General features: G+C 43.8%; 22 protein-coding genes. 18 read left to right on the forward strand and 4 right to left on the reverse strand.

All coding sequences use genetic code 11. The features are described 5' to 3' along the window. Positions 1 to 360 precede the first annotated feature (360 nt). The 7 genes from AACT52_RS29760 (at position 361) to AACT52_RS29790 (ending at position 7,552) form a co-directional block, all read left to right on the forward strand. Positions 361 to 1,176, forward strand: coding sequence for an ATP-binding cassette domain-containing protein (locus AACT52_RS29760; RefSeq protein WP_233154113.1), 816 nt, complete (start codon positions 361 to 363; stop codon positions 1,174 to 1,176). Beyond that, complete coding sequence (locus AACT52_RS29765) at positions 1,133 to 1,987, forward strand: ABC transporter permease (protein WP_073634415.1); 855 nt, start codon at positions 1,133 to 1,135, stop codon at positions 1,985 to 1,987. The genes AACT52_RS29760 and AACT52_RS29765 overlap by 44 nt, the downstream gene beginning before the upstream one ends. Positions 1,988 to 2,370: 383 nt before the next feature. Beyond that, complete coding sequence (locus tag AACT52_RS29770) at positions 2,371 to 2,865, forward strand: MarR family winged helix-turn-helix transcriptional regulator (protein ID WP_073634416.1); 495 nt, start codon at positions 2,371 to 2,373, stop codon at positions 2,863 to 2,865. Between the two features lie 137 nt (positions 2,866 to 3,002). Continuing rightward, positions 3,003 to 4,454, forward strand: a complete 1,452-nt coding sequence (locus AACT52_RS29775) for an MFS transporter (RefSeq protein ID WP_198941016.1) — start codon at positions 3,003 to 3,005, stop codon at positions 4,452 to 4,454. Positions 4,455 to 4,500: 46 nt separating this feature from the next. Next, positions 4,501 to 5,286 (forward strand): ABC transporter permease, encoded by a 786-nt coding sequence (locus tag AACT52_RS29780; RefSeq protein ID WP_073634417.1) that lies wholly within the window; start codon positions 4,501 to 4,503, stop codon positions 5,284 to 5,286. 131 nt (positions 5,287 to 5,417) lie between these two features. Then, entirely contained in the window at positions 5,418 to 6,080 is a 663-nt protein-coding gene (locus AACT52_RS29785) for a CHAT domain-containing protein (protein ID WP_073634418.1), read from the forward strand. 2 nt (positions 6,081 to 6,082) lie between these two features. After that, entirely contained in the window at positions 6,083 to 7,552 is a 1,470-nt protein-coding gene (locus AACT52_RS29790) for a tetratricopeptide repeat protein (protein WP_073634419.1), read from the forward strand. On the opposite strand, the gene AACT52_RS29795 is transcribed toward AACT52_RS29790, so the two are convergent. Next, the gene (locus AACT52_RS29795; RefSeq protein WP_233154114.1) at positions 7,529 to 7,843 is read right to left on the reverse strand and encodes a DUF433 domain-containing protein; all 315 of its coding nucleotides are present in this window, start codon (positions 7,841 to 7,843) and stop codon (positions 7,529 to 7,531) included. The genes AACT52_RS29790 and AACT52_RS29795 overlap by 24 nt on opposite strands. A 78-nt stretch (positions 7,844 to 7,921) precedes the next feature. Between AACT52_RS29795 and AACT52_RS29800 the strand changes: the two genes are divergently transcribed. The 4 genes from AACT52_RS29800 to AACT52_RS29815 all read left to right on the forward strand — a co-directional run bounded on the left by AACT52_RS29800 (position 7,922) and on the right by AACT52_RS29815 (position 10,736). Continuing rightward, the gene (locus AACT52_RS29800; RefSeq protein WP_073634420.1) at positions 7,922 to 8,644 is read left to right on the forward strand and encodes a pyridoxine 5'-phosphate synthase; all 723 of its coding nucleotides are present in this window, start codon (positions 7,922 to 7,924) and stop codon (positions 8,642 to 8,644) included. Between the two features lie 96 nt (positions 8,645 to 8,740). Further along, positions 8,741 to 9,514, forward strand: coding sequence for a SnoaL-like polyketide cyclase (locus AACT52_RS29805; protein WP_073634421.1), 774 nt, complete (start codon positions 8,741 to 8,743; stop codon positions 9,512 to 9,514). Between the two features lie 80 nt (positions 9,515 to 9,594). After that, positions 9,595 to 9,924: an MgPME-cyclase complex family protein gene (locus AACT52_RS29810; protein ID WP_073634438.1), complete on the forward strand. Its 330-nt coding sequence runs from the start codon at positions 9,595 to 9,597 to the stop codon at positions 9,922 to 9,924. A 134-nt stretch (positions 9,925 to 10,058) separates the two neighbouring features. Continuing rightward, complete coding sequence (locus tag AACT52_RS29815; RefSeq protein WP_073634422.1) at positions 10,059 to 10,736, forward strand: hypothetical protein; 678 nt, start codon at positions 10,059 to 10,061, stop codon at positions 10,734 to 10,736. A gap of 29 nt (positions 10,737 to 10,765) precedes the next feature. Here AACT52_RS29815 and AACT52_RS29820 read toward each other — a convergent pair whose 3' ends face one another. The 3 genes from AACT52_RS29820 to folD form a co-directional block, all read right to left on the reverse strand. Next, a complete protein-coding gene (locus AACT52_RS29820) occupies positions 10,766 to 11,239 on the reverse strand; it encodes a divergent PAP2 family protein (protein ID WP_041042428.1) in 474 nt (157 codons plus the stop codon). Between the two features lie 124 nt (positions 11,240 to 11,363). Further along, positions 11,364 to 12,290: a geranylgeranyl diphosphate synthase CrtE gene (crtE, locus tag AACT52_RS29825; protein WP_073634423.1), complete on the reverse strand. Its 927-nt coding sequence runs from the start codon at positions 12,288 to 12,290 to the stop codon at positions 11,364 to 11,366. Positions 12,291 to 12,443: 153 nt separating this feature from the next. Beyond that, positions 12,444 to 13,325: a bifunctional methylenetetrahydrofolate dehydrogenase/methenyltetrahydrofolate cyclohydrolase FolD gene (folD, locus tag AACT52_RS29830; protein ID WP_073634424.1), complete on the reverse strand. Its 882-nt coding sequence runs from the start codon at positions 13,323 to 13,325 to the stop codon at positions 12,444 to 12,446. A gap of 691 nt (positions 13,326 to 14,016) precedes the next feature. Between folD and AACT52_RS29835 the strand changes: the two genes are divergently transcribed. From AACT52_RS29835 to AACT52_RS29865, 7 genes are all read left to right on the forward strand, one after another. After that, entirely contained in the window at positions 14,017 to 14,424 is a 408-nt protein-coding gene (locus AACT52_RS29835; RefSeq protein ID WP_073634425.1) for a hypothetical protein, read from the forward strand. Between the two features lie 1,110 nt (positions 14,425 to 15,534). Next, positions 15,535 to 15,885, forward strand: coding sequence for a BON domain-containing protein (locus tag AACT52_RS29840; protein WP_073634426.1), 351 nt, complete (start codon positions 15,535 to 15,537; stop codon positions 15,883 to 15,885). Positions 15,886 to 16,054: 169 nt separating this feature from the next. Beyond that, entirely contained in the window at positions 16,055 to 16,471 is a 417-nt protein-coding gene (locus tag AACT52_RS29845; protein WP_143172915.1) for a sunset domain-containing protein, read from the forward strand. A 127-nt stretch (positions 16,472 to 16,598) separates the two neighbouring features. Beyond that, positions 16,599 to 17,063 carry an NUDIX hydrolase gene (locus tag AACT52_RS29850; RefSeq protein ID WP_073634428.1) on the forward strand — a complete coding sequence of 155 codons (465 nt, stop codon included), beginning with the start codon at positions 16,599 to 16,601 and terminating at the stop codon, positions 17,061 to 17,063. Next, positions 17,063 to 18,169: an AI-2E family transporter gene (locus AACT52_RS29855; RefSeq protein WP_073634429.1), complete on the forward strand. Its 1,107-nt coding sequence runs from the start codon at positions 17,063 to 17,065 to the stop codon at positions 18,167 to 18,169. The genes AACT52_RS29850 and AACT52_RS29855 overlap by 1 nt, the downstream gene beginning before the upstream one ends. A gap of 44 nt (positions 18,170 to 18,213) precedes the next feature. Then, complete coding sequence (locus AACT52_RS29860) at positions 18,214 to 19,608, forward strand: AAA family ATPase (protein WP_073634430.1); 1,395 nt, start codon at positions 18,214 to 18,216, stop codon at positions 19,606 to 19,608. Between the two features lie 8 nt (positions 19,609 to 19,616). Further along, positions 19,617 to 20,138, forward strand: coding sequence for a hypothetical protein (locus tag AACT52_RS29865; protein ID WP_073634431.1), 522 nt, complete (start codon positions 19,617 to 19,619; stop codon positions 20,136 to 20,138). Positions 20,139 to 20,201 lie beyond the last annotated feature (63 nt).

A 20,201-nucleotide genomic window follows, 5' to 3' on the forward strand; every position in this document is an offset into this window, starting at 1 on the left:
AAAGATGTGTTTTGAGATGCATAGCACGAAAAAACACGGGTACTACAGCTTAAAACCCTATCCTTTAAGGGTGGGGTCCGGTGACCCCCCTATACCCCTATTCCCCTACACCCCTAGTTACTAGCCGCTTCAAGGGCATTTCCAGGTGGAACCTGGAAACGAGATTAAAGACAGGGTTTTAGCTTAAGTTGACACCAATGGGTGGATGCCCACCCCACAAAATATGTATTTCATCCGAGTGAGAAGCGCTATAGTGCGTAAGTTCTGCATCTATGAATGAAACGTAAGTATTCGAGTGAATAAAGATATGCAATACTAATTGTTAGAATATCTAACTAACGGAGGCAAATTTCATCCGTGGTGCAACTGACTATCACTGAGGCTGCATTGCAGGCGCAGGACCTCACTCGCAAGTTTGGCAAATTTACCGCAGTCGATGCCTTAAGTTTCACTATAGAAGTCGGTGAAGTGTTTGGCTTGCTCGGACCGAACGGTGCAGGCAAGAGTACTGTCATTAAGATGTTGACAACTCTGCTGCCCCCTAGCTCAGGACAGGCAGTCATAGCTGGATTTGATGTTACTCATCAAGCGCCAGCAGTAAGGCGAGTCATTGGATATGTCCCCCAAGCACTTTCTGCAGATGGCAATTTAACAGGTTATGAAAATCTGCTGATTTTTGCCAAGCTGTACGATATTCCCCGGTCAAAACGCGAACATCGAATCCGGGAGGCTCTATTATTTATGGGTTTGCAGGATGTCGCCCACAGACTAGTACGAAACTACTCTGGTGGCATGATCCGCAAGCTGGAAATTGCTCAGTCAATTCTGCATCAGCCTAAAATTCTGTTTCTTGACGAGCCAACTGTAGGGCTAGACCCGATAGCACGCAATCAGGTGTGGGAGCTTGTGCAACAACTCCTTGAGAATTATGGCACGACTGTACTGTTAACTACTCACTTTTTAGAAGAAGCAGATAGCTTATGTGACCGAGTGGCAATTATGCATCGAGGCAAGGTCGTTGTAACTGGTACACCGGCAGAATTGAAAGCTTCTTTGGCTAAGAGTAATGCAACTTTAGATGACGTGTTTATCCACTACACAGGTGATCAATTAGCATCAGGAGTCAACTACCATGAGACATCGAGAATCAGACGCGCTGCACGTCGGTTGGGCTAACGGACGACCCTCTCGTTCAGCAAATTTACTGGCTGCCATTTCCGACTTGATAACAAAGACACTCGTGATTGTTGAGCTGGAAGTCCGCAAGCTATGGCATGATCCAAGCGATATATTCTTGCGTACAGCCCAACCTGCATTGTGGCTTCTGATTTTTGGACAAGTCTTTAGCCGCATTCGTGCCATTCCCACCAATGGCTTGCCATATCTGGACTTCATGGCTGCTGGAATTCTGGCTCAAAGCGTGCTATTTATGGCAATTTTCACAGGTGGTATGGCAATTATTTGGGAAAAAGACTTAGGAATTGTTCATAAATTCCTGGCTAGTCCCACTCCCCGCGTAGCTATGGTACTGGGCAAATCTCTATCTTCTGGGGTGCGAAGTCTACCTCAGATAGTCATTATTTATGGATTATCACTGCTGCTGGGTGTCAAGTTGAATTTCAATCCGCTCGCCATTGTGGGAGTTGTGCTGATTGTGATTATGGGAGCAGTCTGTTTCTCGACTTTTTCACTAATCATTGGATGTCTTGTGAAAACAAGAGAACGCTTTACAGGGATTGGGCAGTTAATGACTATGCCATTGTTCTTTGCGAGCAATGCGATCTACCCCATTTCGCTGATGCCAAAATGGTTGCAGATGATTTCACACCTCAATCCGTTAACATATCAGGTCGATGCTCTTAGAGGTACAATGTTGGCAAATGGCACAAGCACATATGGGTTTGCTGTAGACTTTACAGTTCTGCTATTTGCAATTGTGGTCATGACGGTCATTAGTGGACGACTGTATTCACGCGTGGTGACATAAATTATTTCACGCACACTCATACTATTTTTTCTTTGCCTTCAGTCCTAAGTCATACCAAGTCCGTTTAAACACTCATCATTACCAACCAGAGTGCAAACCCCACCCGCAACCCCTCCCCGATGTTTTGGGGAGGGGCGGTTTTCTCTGGACTCACCATTCTCAACAAGGAGGAGGCTTCAGCCTCCCAGCCCTCGTTCCCAGGCTGAGCCTGGGAACGAGAATATAGAGGCTCCGCCTCTTATTGATATTGGTGCAAGATGTCAGTTAGTGCAGATTGTATCCAATAAAAGTGGCAGCAGAAGTTAAGAGATTGTTATCTCTACAATAGAGTGGCAGCTTTGCATCGTTAAACTTGCAGTGACTTAGGAAAAATAACAATTCAAATGGGCTTAGAGCAAACTTCTCAAAAAACAACTTCAAAAGATTGTGCGGCTAAGGTGATGGAAACAATTCCATTGGTTATGCGAGCAATCCGAGCAGATATGCGTGCTATAGGCTCTACTACGTTGTCCGTTCCTCAATTCCGGACGCTCGCATTTTTAGATCGTAATCCTGGTACTTCACTTTCTGACCTTGCGGAACACTTGGGAGTGACTCGTGCGACAGCATCAGCAACTATAGAGCGGCTTGTTCAGCGCAACTATGTCCATCGCAATGATCACCCCCAAGAACGGCGGCGTGTTGTCCTCAAGTTGACGGAAGACGGGCTGCATCACCTGGAACAAGCTCGCAAACAAACTCGCGATCGCATTGCTGATCTCTTCAGTGACCTCACACAAGAACAAATTCTTCAGATAGAAGAAGGATTGATTTTATTAAAGCAAGTGTTTGAACAAACTGTAGAACAGAGACAAACTGACTATTTAGAGTCTCCTTAAGTTGATTGCAAGCACACAAATATATTGACAACGAATGGTTAGAAAGCTAATAGTTAGACAGCGAGCGGTAAAAAGACTACGAAATTTTCTGACGGCAGAACTAACCCAAGCAGGTTGAGACACCAAAAAATAAGAATATGAACGGCAACTCAAACCAATTGCATCTACCTCAGCCATCATCAGGAAAGTGGTGGGCAATGTTGGGTGTTGGTCTGGGTGTACTGATGTATACTATTGACACCAGTATTGTCAACATTGCTCTTCCCACTTTGGTGCAGGTATTCCACACAAGCTTTGCCACGATACAATGGGTTGTCTTGAGCTACCTGCTTGTCGTGACTGCGTTAGTATTGGGTGCAGCGCGTCTCGGGGATATGTTCGGAAAGAAACAGCTGTATCTCGGAGGATTAGTGGTGTTTACTTTGAGTTCACTCCTATGTGGACTTGCACCTGGAGACTACTGGCTGATTGGGTTTCGCGCACTGCAAGGACTGGGAGCCGTGATGATTTCAGCGCTGGGAGCGGCAATTGTTACCGAGGTTTTTCCAAGTTCAGAACGCGGGCGGGCGCTGGGTATCATTGGCGCGGTTGTCTCTTTGGGTATTGCCCTTGGTCCTACAGTCGGGGGATTGCTGATTGGGCTTTCTGGCTGGCGCAGCATCTTTTTGGTTAATGTGCCGATAGGGATATTCGCCAGCTTTGTCGTAGTCCGCAGTGTTCCTGCAGGTAAGAGCAACCCAACCAAACAAAAGTTTGATGGGCTAGGGGCACTGATTATGACTTTGACCTTGGTTTGCTTCGCCGTTGGGATGACAGCCGGACAAAATCAGGGCTTTGGTAGTATCGGGGCACTGGCGTTGCTTGCGATCGCCACCCTTGGCTTAATAAGTTTTTTATGGGTTGAAAGACGCATCCAACAACCCATGCTGGACTTGGGGCTGTTTCGCAATCTACAGTTTAGCCTCAGCTTGTTATCAGGCTTGCTAGTGTTTATCGTGATTGCAGGCGTGATTTTTATTGCTCCTTTCTTTCTCGAGTTAGTTCTCCACTACTCCACCCAACAAGTAGGGTTGTTGCTGGCGGTGTCGCCTGTGTTGGGTGGTATCGTCGCCCCCTTTTCTGGGAATCTATCAGATAGGTTTGGACCGCGTATCATCAGCTTGATTGGGTTGCTGTTGATGACAGTTGGGTGTCTTGGCATCAGTACCTTCAATGCTCAGTTGACAGAACTGGGTTATATTGTGCGGGTTGCGCCTTTTGGCATTGGGCTGGGAATGTTTCAATCACCCAACAATAGCGCTATTTTGGGCGAGGTTCCTCCAGAACGCCTGGGTATTGCTTCCGGGTTGATGTCTTTATCCCGGACTTTAGGACAAACCACAGGATTGTCAGTCATGGGAGCTTTGTTTGCAGTGCTGACTCTCTCCCAGTCCTCTGCTGTTGATGTCACAGCTGCACCTGCTGAAGCACTGGTGTTTGGTCTTCAGAGAACCTTTCGGATCGCAGCAGTCGTTTTGTTTACCGCAGCAGTACTCGTTGCTTTCCTCTGGAGAACAGGTGGGCGCGAGCAAAAAGCGTCAAGTAGATGAGATAATAAGTATAATGCACTTACTTTTGCGCTTATAGTTCTTCAGCTTGAAAAACAGATACCTAAGAGTCCTAAAATTATTCTGGAGCGCTGCCATAGAGGCTGAGCTGGAGTATCGTATCAACTTCCTCCTAGCAACCTTGAGCAGCTTGGGTAATCTTGCAGGTAGTCTCTTCGGGCTATTCTTGTTTTACGGTAACGGCTACACCTTTTCAGGGTGGTCATGGGAAGCAGCTTTGGTAGTTTTGGGAATTTTTACCTTGCTGCAAGGTTTTTCTGCGACTTTCCTTGCCCCAAACCTGAATAGCATTGTCCGCCATGTACAGGAAGGTACACTGGACTTTGTGCTACTCAAACCCATCCGCAGCCAGTTTTGGCTTTCCACCCGTACCGTGTCACCTTGGGGACTGCCAGATCTCATCTTTGGGAGTATCATAATTGGCTACGCAGGTAGAAAACTCGGTTTAGGAATAGACGACTACCTCATCAGTGCAATTCCCCTGAGTTTTGGCTTGGTCATTCTTTACAGTTTGTGGTTCATGTTGGGAGCCACGAGTATTTGGTTCGTCAAAATATACAATGTTACCGAAGTGCTGCGGGGTTTTTTGGAAGCTGGGCGATATCCGATGGTAGCATATCCTACTGCATACCGCTTTTTCTTCACCTATGTTGTTCCTGTAGCTTTTTTAACGACTATACCAGCGGAAGCGATGCTAGGTAGGGGTGAAATCGCTTGGATAGTAGGCGCGGGAGTGTTGGCGTTGGTATTGTTTTTTGTTTCCTCCAGGTTTTGGCAGTTTGCGTTGCGGTTTTATACGAGTGCTTCGAGTTAGTAGCCAGCAGTCAGTTCATAAGCACAGGAGCAGCACTGATGTCATGGTAAGAACTACAGATATTTCCGGAGACACTCAAACATTATTTGTATTTACTTGATGATTAAAAAATTTTTTCCACAAACCAGAAAATGACTAGCCATACTCCGGTTAAAAAAATCTTGATTTTGGCTGCAAACCCAAAACAAACGTTACAACTGCGTTTGGATACGGAAGTGCGCGACATTAAGGAAGGTTTGCAGCTAGCGCAAAAACGCGATAAATTTATTGTGCAACAAGAGTTGGCGGTACGTCCAAGAGACATTCGCCGCGCAGTTTTAAATTTTCGACCCAACATTATCCATTTTTCTGGACATGGCTCAGGACACACGGGATTGATATTTGAGGATGAAACTGGACAAACCCAGCTAGTAACTGGAAAAGCACTGGCTGATTTATTTGGACAGTTTGCCAAGCAAGTGGAGTGTGTGCTGCTAAATGCTTGTTATTCCGAGGAACAAGCACAGGCGATTGCCCAACACATTGATTATGTGATTGGGATGAACGCTGTTATTGAGGACAAAGCAGCGATTGAATTTGCTGTTGGCTTTTACGACGGGTTAGCAAGTTACAATCCAGAATATGATGAGGTTTCACCCATAGAGTTTGCCTTCAACATTGCTCGCACCGCTATTGGGATGGCTGGAGTTTCTGGTGATTCTATTCCCATTCTCAAAAAGAAGCCTAATTTCAATGAGAGTAACAAGCTGAAAGTAAACCCTTTGAAGGCTCACGGGTATCTAATGGCACCATAACCGTGAGCCAAAATCAGGTGTCACAAAATCGCGAAGCAGTTGGGCAATTGGCACGGGATGTTGAAACTATTGTATCCACAACAAATCAGAGTGACAGAACATTTGCTAGTGCTGTCCCTGTTTTAAAAAAATCCAAATTACTTGTGGGTGCGGGTATTACTACAGTAGTGGGGCTATCATCTTATTTTATGGTCAGTCTACTACAGCCAAAAATAACGGCGTTACCTACATCCTCAACTCATCCCAGTATCTCTTCTACACCTGGAATAACAGCTAAGTTTTTCTACAATCGAGGATTAGATAAATACAATAGCAAAGACTATCAGGAAGCGATTGAGTACTTCGGCTTGGCTCTAAATATCGATTCCAATCATGCTGAGGCTTACGATAATAGAGGACGGGCCTACTATTGGCTGAAAAATTATCAAGCAGCGATTGAAAATTTCACCTCAGTAATTAAGCTAAAAGGTGACAATGCCAACGCTTACTCTTGGCGAGCATTTTCCTACCACGCCTTGAGAGAGTATCAACCAGCCATTGAGGATTACACTGAGTTTATCCGTCTAACTGGAACTAGTGGAAAACCCTGTGCTTGTGGTTACAAACATCGCGGGGATGCCTACTATGATATGAAAAATTATCAGGCAGCCATTAAGGATTACACTCAGGCGATTTTGCTAGAACCTGACAATCCTAATGGTTACCGCAAGCGAGGCGACGTTTATTCTAGCCAACAAAACCAGCAGGCAGCAAATGAAGATTATCAAAAAGCGGCAGAGCTTTATCAGAAAAGGGGATTGAAGAAATACAATAACAAAGAATATGATGGAGCAATTGCGGATTTTAACGAAGCGATTGAACTCAATCGCAACTATGCTGAAGCTTACTACTGGCGAGCTAGTGTCTACGGTCAGAAGGGAAATCATCAGCAGGCATTAGATGATTTTAATCAAGTAATTCGCCTTGAACCTGATAATCCTAAGGCTTGGCGTTACCGGGGTGTAGCCTACTCGAAGCTAAAAAACAAGCAAGCAGCAATTGAAAATTATCACAAAGCGGCAGAACTGTATCAGCAACAAGGAAACACAAAGGAATACCAAGACACATTGGAAAAACTCAAAAAGCTTCAGCCTGAAGCATTAAGTGACAGTACTTATCACAAAACTTGTCGTAACATTTCTATTCAAGGAGATATACTATCCGCCACTTGTCCTAGAGTAAATGGTTCATACAAGTCAACATCAATTCAGGTTCTGGGAATCGAAAATGTTAATGGAGAGTTGAAGTATAATCGTAATTCCCGCTTTGCTAGTACTTATCAAGAATCTTGTCAAAATATTTCTGTTAAGGAAAATATACTATCAGCCATTTGCCGTAAAGCTGATCGCACATACAGCGAAACACCATCAAGTATTGAGATAATGGGAATCTCAAACGAGAATGGGGATTTAAGCTATCAGGCTCAAAAATAAGGTAGCAATTGAATATTCACGCCCTTGAGTGTCAGCAAATTCGACTAAATAATGACTTGCCTCCTCATCTAAAACTCCTTGCTGACGAAAAGAAACGAGAGTCCAAACAGCAATGCGGGTATCACGAATACGTGGATTACCTCCACAAACTCCTGGAGTTTTTTGAATTAATTTTTTTTGAGTTGGTTGCGACATAAAGTATTCCCCATTATTCCCCCAATTTACCTTAAAGTCTTGAAGAGTCGGCTTGTGGATCCACTTTGCCATTTTTCCACTTGCTACTCCATCCACTTTGAAGCCTCACTCACCTCCCAACCACCATTTCCTGTAAAATCAAGACCTGAGAGTGTGGATAAGGAGATAGTAGGGGTGCCGACACTTGGTGTAAATATTGACCACATTGCCACTATCCGACAAGCGCGGCGGACGGTGGAACCAGATCCCGTGGCGGCGGCGGTACTGGCAGAATTAGCAGGTGCAGATGGCATTACCGTGCATCTGCGGGAAGATAGGCGACATATTCAAGAACGAGATGTGCGCCTGTTGCGGCAAACGGTACGATCGCACCTCAATCTAGAAATGGCTGCGACTGATGAAATGGTGGCGATCGCCCTCGACATCAAACCCGATTATGTGACTTTAGTACCCGAAAAGCGCGAAGAAGTCACCACAGAAGGCGGGCTGGATATCGTCGGTCAAATTGGTAGAATCGGAGAAGTGGTTGATAAATTGCAAAGCGCTGGCATTCCAGTGAGTCTGTTTATCGATGCCGAAACAGCACAAATTGAAGCATCTGTCAAGGTGGGGGCACAATTTATTGAACTGCACACCGGACGATATGCTGAGGCTAAGGATGAAATTAGTCGTGACCAGGAATTAGCCTTGCTAGACGAAGGGTGTGAGCAAGCGATTCAAGCAGGATTGCGAGTCAATGCCGGTCATGGACTCACCTACTGGAACGTCTATCGCGTGGCTGGCATTCCAGGTATGGAAGAACTGAACATCGGGCATAGCATCGTCAGTCGGGCAGCATTAGTGGGGATGGAAAGAGCAGTCCGCGAAATGAAGCAAGCGATGCGAGGGCTACTGTAAGGGCAACTGCTTTCGACAATTTTGGGGTTCGACTGCGTAAATCCAGAAAGTGTTTGGTATGTTCAAGACTAGGGTTATTCTTTCTCCAAAAATTTTATGAGCGCAACTCAGTCGAACAGCACTCCGCTTTGGGTACAGGGCAGAGACACAGTTATTGCACATAGTCGCGATGCCGAGTGGCGCTATGGTACACCTCCAGACTATACCCGCTCAAAGGAAAATCTTGCAAAGGAAAGTACACAGAACCATCTTGAAGGTTCATTAGAGGCTCTTGTCCAAAACTTGGTGAGAACCTTTGAGATGGAAGCATCGTTCAAAACCAACCCTTCTGAGTGGTTGTCAGTTGTGAACGAACAGTTTCGCATGAGTAGTAATGGTGGTGCAGCGTACACAGCATCAGATGTGGTAAACGCAGGCACTTACAACTTATTTATCGGCGATACTGAAGATTACAAGGCTTCCGAGGAAGATTTTGAATCATCAGCCAATCTCTTCCATACAGCATTTCCCAAAGGATTTTTGTGGGAAGTGCTTGAGGTTTACTCAGGTCCACCAAATGTTACATTCAAATGGCGGCATTGGGGAACTTTTAACGGTTCATACAAAGACTATGCACCTACAGGAGAGACGGTGGAGATAGTCGGTATGAGTGTGGCGCGTGTCACTGATGATTTGAGAGTTCTTTCCATAGAACACTACTTCGACAACAGCCTGTTTCTTAAAAAGCTGACAGCTGGTGCCAAAAAAGGAACTGGTGAACAGCAAGGAAGTTTTTGGGGTTTTGTCAGGCGACTTTGGGGATTAACACAAAAACAAGCAACTGGCGAACTGCAAGCGAGTCGTTGTCCCTTAAGTGCTTTGATCAGGTGATTCTGGTTCACTTAGATGATAAGGGTACAGTGCTGGTCACTGTGCCCTTATCATTATTCATTAGCAACCAAAGGAAGAAAATGCAAACATACTATTACGTTTTGGCTTCTCAACGCTTTCTTCTTGAAGAAGAACCGATGGAGGAAGTTCTCAAGGAACGCACCCGTCACTACCACGAACAAGAAAAAGAAATTGATTTTTGGGTGGTTAAGCAGCCAGCTTTTTTGGAAGCACCCCAAATGGCAGAAGTTAAGGCGAAGTGTCCTCAACCAGCAGTGGCGATTATTTCCACCAATCCCCAATTTATTACCTGGTTGAAACTTCGATTGGAGTACGTCGTGACAGGCGAATTTCAAGCTCCTTCACCAGAAATTCCTGATGCGTTGGCATCTCTGGCTGCCGTGTCTTAATCTATGGTCATGAGTCATTGTAGAGACGCGCCATGGCGCGTCTCTACATCGTCATTAGTCATTAGTTATTGGACTATAGACTATTGACTAATAACTAAATATAATCTTTTAAAAGAAAAGTTCAAGATAAATTTATGTTTAAGACTGTTGTCCAGAAATTTCAGATACCAAATGCTTTACTGAGTGGTTTAGTGCTAGCCCTTGTGGGCTCTTCTGGCGGCATCAATTCTGCTTTGGCTCAACAACAAGATCTTCCCGTTTGTCAACCTCCGAATACAGGTGAGTATCTTTTGTTGGTTATCAGTCCCACAGCAGATAATCAGAAACAGTTGCGCCACGCTTTACCATCTAACATTAAAACAACCACCTGTAGATATCTCAAAGATACAGTGACGCGCATAGGTGGGTTTACCAAGATAGACGAAGCTAACAGTTGGGCAAAATATATCAACAATGTTGCCGGTTTGTCTGGTATTATCACCACTCGACCATCAGAAACTGCTCGCTCAACAGAGGTGGTACAGACTCAGCCTCAGCAAGTCACCTACAAACCCGAACGGTTGGGAGGGGGTTTCGCCGTATTGGTAGATTACTACAACCGCCCGGAAGTTGCCAATCAAGTGCGGCAAGTGGTGGGAGGAGACGTGGGTTTTGTTTCCTACGGACAACGCCCTTATTTGCTGGCTATTTACACACCTAACCAAAAAGAAGCATATAGCACATTGGAGAAGCTGAGCGAAAAAGGTTTTTTTGCCCTACTCGTAGATAGTCGTAAAGTGGTGCTACTGCGCTCAACTGTGCGTTTGCAGTAGCTGTCAGCTTCTTTTGATCGCAGGATTGACTATGGACTAAAAACCAACACGCCGGTTGATCTCGCCAACCAAGAGACAGTTATACCCAACGCCGATCCAGCAATGACTTGAACTGGTGTATGTCCCAGCAATTCCTTGAGGCGATCGCCGTTAAATTCTGGGTGTTCGTGAAATAATTCATCAATCATTTGATTGAGTATCCGGGCTTGCTTTCCAGCGGCTTGGCGAACTCCTGCGGCGTCATACATGACTATAATGGCAAAAATCATCGCCACCGCAAATTCCGCAGAAGCCCAACCAAGAGTTTGCCCTACTCCAGTTGCTAAGGCTGTTACCAGTGCTGAGTGAGCACTAGGCATACCTCCAGTTGTTACTAAAACACTTATATTCAGTTTACGGTTCTTGATGAGCTCGATGACGAGCTTCAATGCTTGAGCCATCAAACAAGCTACTAGAGCAACCCACAGCACTCGGTTGTCTAATATATCGCCTATGTCCTGCATGCTATTTTGCGTAAGATGAGAAGTTATGAATTATGAATGATGAATTATGAAAAGAAATATGAATTATGAATGATAAATTATGAATTGTAAAGTCGCTCAGCCTTTATCATTCATTATTCATTATTTAGTGCTTGCGATTGGTGATAAAGTGTGCCAACTCCTTTAAAGGCAAAGATTTTTCTCCAAAGGGTTCTAATTCTGCACAAGCATCCTCAATCAGCTGTTGAGCTTTTTGTTTTGATTCTTCCAGTCCCCAAAGACTGGGATACGTCACCTTTTGAGCTTTTTGGTCTTTTCCAGCAGTTTTGCCTAATTGCTCATCGGTTGCAGTGATATCTAGAATGTCATCAATAATTTGGAAGGCAAGCCCAATGTTTTGGGAATACCGAGACAGTCGCTGCACATCTTCAGATGATGCTCCTCCTAAAATGCCGCCACAAACAACACAAGCTTCTAAGAGGGCACCTGTTTTGTGACTATGAATGAAACTCAACGTTTCTAGGGAAATATCTGTCTTTCCTTCCGATTCTAAATCTAGCACTTGACCACCAACCAAGCCAGTCGCTCCGGTTGCACGACCCAAATGAGCAATTACCTGTACAACTCGCTCCAGTGGTACATTCTGGGTGTGAGTTACCACATACTCAAAAGCATAAGCTAACAAGCCATCCCCAGCCAAAATTGCTATATCTTCACCATAAACTTTGTGATTTGTCAACTTACCGCGACGGTAATCATCATTATCCATTGCTGGCAAGTCGTCGTGAATCAGCGACATTGTGTGGATCATCTCCACAGCACAAGCTGTTGCAAGTGCCATTTCGATTGTACCGCCCATCATCTCACAGGTAGCAAGGCAAAGAATCGGGCGCACACGCTTACCTCCTGCTAAGAGTGAATAGCGCATTGCTTCGTAAATCTTTTCTGGATAACGTATGGGAATAGCTTTATCCAAAGCAGCTTCACAAAGCTTTTGTCGCTCTTTGAGATAAGCTCTTAGGTCAAATTTGGTTGACTCAGGAGTTTTTTGAATGTTATCTGCTGCTACCATCCTTGAATTCCTTAATATTCTGTTATATAAGTAACAATTTTACGAGGCTTTGGCACATTAAGAATGAGGAGTCAGGAGTCAGGAAAAAATTTAGAACTTAAGAGTTAAGAGTGAAGAATAATAACTCATAATTCATAGTTCATAATTCTTAATTCATAATTTTTGATTCGTCCTTAAATAACTGGAAAAAGTATTTTGCAGTAACATCGCGACTGTCATCGGACCTACACCACCTGGAACTGGGGTGAGGTATTCGGCAACACTCTTCATGGACTCAAAGTGGACATCGCCTACTAGACGACTGTTGCCGTCTGAGTGTGTCACACGATTCATCCCCACATCTACCACAACAGCGCCCGGTTTCACCATTTCGTTCGTAATAAGTCCTGGACGACCTACTGCTGCAATCAGAATATCAGCATTTTTGGTGATCGACTCCAAAGAGTGCGATCGCGAATGAGCTACAGTCACAGTAGCATCTGCCTCCAAAAGCATCAAAGCCATTGGTTTGCCCACCAAAATACTACGTCCTACTACCACCGCCTGTTTTCCCTGCAAGGGAATTGCATATTCCTGCAACAGCCGCATGATCCCCGCGGGAGTGCAACTGCGTAAACCTAGTTCTCCCCGCACCAGTCGTCCTAAGTTAAGTGGGTGCAGTCCATCAGCGTCTTTATCTGGCTCTATTTGATGCAAAAGTCCCACAGCATCCAAGTGGTTAGGGAGGGGTAATTGCACGAGAATGCCATCCACCCTTTGATCATTATTAAGTGCAGCAATAACTTCTTCTAGTTCTGCTTGGGTCGTTTGCGTGGGAAAATGTCTACCAAAAGAAGCAATACCCACTTTCTGGCAAGCTCGTTCTTTGCCGCGTACATAAGCTGCTGACGCTGGGTTATCGCCCACCATCAGCACTGCTAAACCTGGCGGGCGTCCTATTTGGGGTTGCAATTCTTTAACGCCATCAGAAAGTTCTTGCTGAATTTTTTCAGCTAACGCTTTACCATCAAGAAGTTTGGCTGTTTTTGTTTCCATGAGAATTCAACACAAGTACGCTACGCCTTGGCGTTGCTGTCAGATGCCTGAGCGTAAACAGCAAGACCACACTCTTTATCTTCTCAGATTGGTTGTCTAAGAAGACTTGAGAACCCAGAATTTAGAATGTTCCCCAATCAGGAAAGAATTTTAGATTTTCAAGGAAAAGGATTAGGAGACCAAGCGTGAAAAAAGAATGCGACACATGGTTGAGTGAAACTGAGCCTATGCAAGATTTTCACAATCTGTAAATCTAAAATCCAGGCATCTAATCTGAGCGAGTTCACCGTGACGTAACGGGTATCCCAGACCATCATCGGGATTTGTTTAGTGCGTTTGTGAGTAGGTTCGTTAATCAGGATGTGTTGTCATTGCAGGATGCTAATCTTGAGTATCCGAGGGCGGAGTCGCTCTTGTTGGAGGCGTGGCAACGTTCGATAAACCGCAAGCAAGTAGGCGCGCCTGAAAGCAGGAAGTCTGATTCTCCCTTTGAGCGGTTCTCTAACAAAGGCAGAAAGTCTAGCCAGATAGCTATAACGAGTAAAAAGCTAGTCTCAACTCTGCCTGAATCCCCCAACTAGAAGTTGGGGGAGTGGCTCAATGAAACATAAAGTATTGATAATCACTTGTTAAATTAAAATTGTCACAACCCAAGCACTGATGCCAAAATTTGCGAGTGGAGGTACTCGTTATGCAACTCGTGAAAAATTTCAACTTCTCGTTTTTATACAAATATGGCATTGTCGTACCCATACGCCTGGGATTGACCCTTTGCCTTGTAGGGGGACTGCTGAGTTGTGGGAACTTGGGGCGGTTTGGCATGAATGCCATAGGAGCCAACATCACCCAAATTCAGGAGTTGAAACCAGAACAAGACGATGGTACTACAGTGTACGTACAAGGTAAGGTGGAAAAACGAATTCCGCTTTTGAATCAATATGCATATCAAATTAATGATTCTACAGGGAAAATCTGGGTTGTCACCAATCAGACTGGTCTAGGCGAGGGAGAGCAAGTGGTGATTAAGGGTAAAGTTCGCCACCAAAGTATTCCTTTAGCTGGCAAAGAATATGGAGAAGTTTATATAGAGGAGCAGTAAATAGAAGAGCAGTGATTGGAACGTCAACCCAACAAGTTATGGGAGCTTCTTGCATCGAGAAGCCCCCAGCAATCCGGATGAATAGAGATTTTAGTGGTAAGAACGCATTAGTTTTGAAGGCTTCGTAGTGATCGCTGCGAAAGCGATAACAGTCGTGGACGCGCATTCCTTACTACGAACTTATACAACCATCATAATTAATACATCATAATTAATAAAGGTGAACTATTAGACTGACGCAGGCAAGTGTCCGGTAGTGTTGAGTACGTTCGTCGATCTAAAGTTAGTTTTTCTGCAAATTTTAATTATTATTTATATCAAAGCAAAATTTTTAGAATTTAGGCATTGACAAAATTTTTCTTGCCTGGGAATTGCCATAGTGCATCTCTACATAAATCACCTCAATAAAGTCGGGGTTTTGAACTAGCGAGGACATACAGCAGCAATTCCTGAGTCAGAAGTCAGAAGTCAGAAGTAAAAAGGGCTTAGTGTCTCGGCTTTGAGACAACAGGGTTGTACTTCATTTACTTGCAATGTGCTGTAAGTCCTCATAGCTGCATTCTTAAGTAGGTGTAAGTGAAATCAACTTATGCACTTCTAGATAGCTGAAACATTTTGCAGCCGCAGTGCAATTGATCCGCAGATACAGACAATGCTTCCCTCACAAGCTCGCACGTTATGCATAATTCAGTCTTTTTGTACAGTGCGTAAGTCCTAATTTTAACCGAATGACAGCGGCTATATTGTTAACTTACTCTAGTCATCCTAATGTCGCCAAAAATTTATTTTTTTTTTAGCATATTTTCTATGTATGTGTTGTAATGTACGAAGTCGTCATTACACAGCGTTGCTTTAGAGACAAGGGAGACATACTTTAGATAGAGAAAGAAACAATTTTTTATCAGTTTTTAACTTTATTTATTGCGTCCCTTTTGATAAAGCAACAACTCTGCTTTCAAGGCAGGGCTATTTCGTTTGTCCTCAAACCCACTAGAAAATTTCTGAACAAACAGTAGGAAATACAAATCTACACGGGTTGAGTGAGAAGGAAATAACCCTAGTTTGAAGTAGACCAATAATGAAGTGTTTGATATTTGGAGAAAAAAGTTTATGGGTTGGTTAAAACGACTTTTTGGTCTCGAAAAGCCTGAAGATGCTCAAGTGAATCCCGATCCCACTGCAGTTAGTCAGAACAACGATACAGGCGAAGAAATTCCTTTAGAGCGAGTGGGGTTAAATGGAGAGTACGATCAGAGTGGTTTGGCAAAGCGAGTCGCCCTAGCTTTTGATGAAAACCCCGAATTTGATGATATTAACAACTTGTGGGTAGCACAAACGGGCAGCACAGTTGTTCTCAAAGGGGAAGTTCCCAGTCAAGAGATTCTCGACCAACTGGTAAACATTGCAAGCGGTGTTAGCGGTGCAACAGACGTTACAACTGACGAAGTCAGTGTCGGTTAGATAAGCAGCAGCGGCGTAAATAAACGGAAAACTTGTACAAGGGTAGAGGGAAAGGGTAAGAGAAGGTTACTTACCCAAATCCCTCACCCTTACCCTTCTTTACATTGACTTTAATGAAACCGACCCACTTAGGGTCTAATGGGTGCAATTTCAGCAATCAAAACAGGCTATGAAAAATATATTCCGACATCAATGGACTATTTCCATCGCACTTTTGACTATCTTAGCCCTCTCGGGTTGTGGGAAAAAGGCTGAGGAAGGCAATACTTCTCCATCTAGCGACTCTGGCGCGTCTACATCTACAACTGCTCCGTCTTCTGGAACTGGAACCTCAGATAGTCCTGGAACAGGGACAACTGGTGGTTCTTCAACTACTGGGATTTCGGCTGAAGCTCAGAAGTTAGGTGTTAAGCCCCAAGGAGAAACCACTTGTCCTAGCAATGCTCCTGTTAAGGGCGTAGTTACCAAGAAGCGGGGTAACATTCTTCATGCTCCCAAATCACTTGATTATGAAAAGGTCAAGCCAAACATTTGCTTTGCAGATACAGCTACCGCGCAAAAAGCTGGCTTTAACCCTCCCAAGTAATATCGCTGCATAACATTCAAAACCCTTGCTATGCAAGGGTTTTCTTAAAGAGTTAAAGTTTTTGTGGTAGTCATGCATGAGAGACAATGTCTATCGTACAGGTGAATTATGACAAGCAGGAGTGAATATGGCTACCGAAGTGGCGATCGCCATTCTCTACCAAAACAACAAATTTCTCATGCAGTTGCGGGATAACATCCCCAATATTGTCTATCCCGGTTACTGGGCACTTTTTGGCGGACACATAGAACCCGGTGAAACCCCAGAGTTTGCGGTACAACGGGAAATTTTAGAAGAAATTGGTTATACTTTACCACCAACATTTTCTAAGTTTGGCTGCTATCCCGACAAAATTGCGGTTCGTCATGTCTTCCATGCACCACTCACAGTGGAATTAAATCAACTGGTTCTGAATGAAGGTTGGGATATGGGCTTAATAACACCGCAAGACATTCGCTTGGGTGCGAGTTATTCTGCTGTATCAGGAGACGTGCGACCCCTTGGACCTGTGCATCAGCAGATTTTGTTAGATTTTATGGAGAGACACGATAAATTGTCTTCTGACTCAAGTGTTAATCTGACTAATAACTAATGACTAACTACAAACTACCACGATGGTTAAGTTTGAGCCTCGCATTTCCCCTGGCTGTACTCAACGGTTGGGTATTGCTTCAGGTTGTGCAGTATTTTCAACCTTTGGTCAGTATCTTTGTCGCCGCCAGTTTGCTGGCTTTTGTTCTAGACTATCCCATTCGGTTTTTCCAACAACGAGGGGTAAAACGCAACTTAGCTGTTGGGAGTGTGTTGTTGTTAGCTGTAGTGATTGTAGTCGCTTTAGCTCTCACCTTAGTTCCTCTGATTTTGGAACAGCTTAACGAACTGGCTAATTTTTTGCCAAGTTGGATTGATTCTGGAACGCAACAACTGCAAGCTTTCCAAGACTGGGCTGCGACTCAACAGCTTCCCGTGAATTTGAGTGGTTTATTGACTCAAGTGTTAGACAGATTATCCAATCAAGTTCAGTCCTTTACCGGTCAAATCCTCAGTTTTGCTGTGGATACCATTGGTAGTGTAGTCAATGTGCTGCTGACGGTCGTACTGACTATCTACTTAGTATTGAACGGAGAACGTCTTTGGGATGGAATTTTTCTGTGGTTCTCGCCTCATATTGGTTCGCAAGTACGGCAATTATTGCGCGAGGACTTTCAAAATTACTTTATTGGTCAAGCAACATTGGGTGCTTTGCTAGCGGTTGCTCTGATACTTGTATTTTTGGCGCTGCAAGTTCCCTTGGCTTTACTTTTTGGTATTGTCATTGGATTCTTTTCTCTGTTCCCCTTTGGCACGGGTATAGGTATTGCTATAGTGAGCTTATTGGTGGGATTGCAGAACTTTTGGTTAGGGATAGAAGTCTTAGCCGTTTCTGTGGCGATCGACCAAGTCAATTCTAATTTTGTTGCTCCTCGCCTTTTGGGGAATTTGACTGGCTTAAATCCCGTGTGGGTGGTCATTTCCTTGCTGTTAGGAACCAAACTGGGAGGACTACTGGGTTTATTGGTTGCTATACCTATAGCCAGTTTTATCAAAGATGTGGCGGATAGCTGGCGTGAGGGGGGATTTAGGCTACCGCCTGCGCAACATAACTCAGGTGATAGCATTTCTAGTGAACAAACCCCAACTGTTTTGCTAGAGCGATAAAGCGATAATAAGAAAAGTCAACTATTAGAGTTTTGGAGTGGGTCATGCTTAAGCAACTCATCCTTGAGAATTGGAAAAGTTTTCGTTATGCAGAACTTCCGATTGACCCACTGACTGTTCTTATTGGTACGAATGCGAGTGGTAAATCGAATGTCGTTGAAGCTTTGGAATTTCTCCAAAGAATAGTTAGAGGCGAGGATATTGAAGCAGCTTTGGCAGGAGATAAAACTTTACCCTCAATTCGAGGGGGTGTGGAATGGGCTGCACGTAAACCGGAAGCTCAGTTTACATTAAAGGCAATTCTTCAAGGGGAAGATGAAAATACCGATTATCTTTATAGTATTACAGTACAAACAAAACCTGTGGTTCAAGTTTTGGAAGAACGTATAGAATATAAAAAAAATGATGAACATCTTCTTGAAAAGGAGATTTTAATTAATGAGACGAAATCAAAAAAATCTTTTTTCCCAGAATTAAAGCTCAGTTTCAAGAAAAACAAGTTATATTCTGATAGTTTAAATAAAGCAAAAAATAATATTAAAGAATTCAACGAGTTAGTTAAGGAAATATTATCCGCTAAAAATCAGAATAATGAGAAAATTTTACAAGAAGAAAATCAAAAACAAGTAGAATCGTTAACTGAAAAGTTAGAAAATAGAATAAAATCAATAAAGACCACAACCAAGACACTTAACATAGAACAAATAGAAGAACAAATAGATGAGTTGAGTAATACATTAAACAAAATCAATCTAATAATCTCTGCGCTCACAAATATTTTCATTCTCAATCCCATTCCTTCCAAAATGCGGGATTACTCACTGCTTTCTGACACGCTTGAAAGTGATGCCTCAAACATTGCTGGTGTATTAGCAGCATTACCTGATGAGCAAAAAGCTGAGGTGGAAGAAACTATTTCTGCCTACGCCAAAAATTTGCCAGAAGGAGATATTCAAAAAATCTGGACAGAAAAAGTCGGTAGGTTTGGCACAGATGCCATGCTTTACTGCGAGGAGCTATGGAAACCAGGTCACATCACAGAGATAGATGCTAGAAGTATGTCGGATGGTACGCTGAGATTTCTAGCTATCCTTACAGCGCTTCTTACTCGACCAGAAGGTAGTCAACTGGTAATTGAAGAAATAGATAACGGGCTTCATCCCTCGCGGGCAGAATTACTGGTAAGAATGCTGCGAGAAATTGGTGAAACAAGAAAAATTGACATATTAATAACGACTCATAACCCAGCTTTGCTTGATGCTTTGGGACCAGAAATAGTACCATTCGTGGTTGTAGCGCATCGAGATTCTGAAACTGGAGAAAGTAAACTGACTTTGCTAGAAGATATTGAGAACCTGCCTAAGTTAATGGCATCGGGTACACTGGGTAAGCTGACAACGAAGGGTGCTATTGAAAGGAGCCTGGCTGATACCAAGTAGCGCCAAATATGAAGAAGGTTCTGATAATAGATACATCCATACTGTGTGTTTACTTGGGGGTTCCTGGCAAAGATACCTGTGGAACGGATGAGAATAAGTGGGACAAAAAGCGAGTTGATGAATTTCTCAAAAAAGAAGAAGACAATGCATATTTTGTGCTACCTCTAGCCGTCATTATAGAAACTGGTAATCACATTGCACAAGCAAATTTCAATCGATATGAAATGGCTCAAGCTTTAGCAGACTTGATGGTGAAAGCAGCAGACGCAACAACACCTTGGGCTGCTTTCACTGAACAAGCGGAATTTTGGGACGCAGAAGGCTTGAAAAAGTTAGCGGATGAATGGTGTAACTTAGCAGTGCAACGTATTTCTATCGGTGATGCGACTATTAAGACAGTGGCTGAATACTACGCCAAAATCGGTTGTCAGGTGGAAATTCTCACGGGTGATGACGGACTGAAGGCTTACCAGCCAACGACTCCTGTGCAAATTCCTAGGCGAAGTCGTCGAAGAGTTAATAAACCTTGAACAATTTGAGAGTATCGCTGATATCAAGCTATCATCGGATATTGACAGGTTGCCCTGTGTATT

It is taken from the genome of Scytonema sp. HK-05, from assembly GCF_963872035.1.
In the GTDB taxonomy this organism is placed as follows: Bacteria; Cyanobacteriota; Cyanobacteriia; order Cyanobacteriales; family Nostocaceae; genus Kalymmatonema.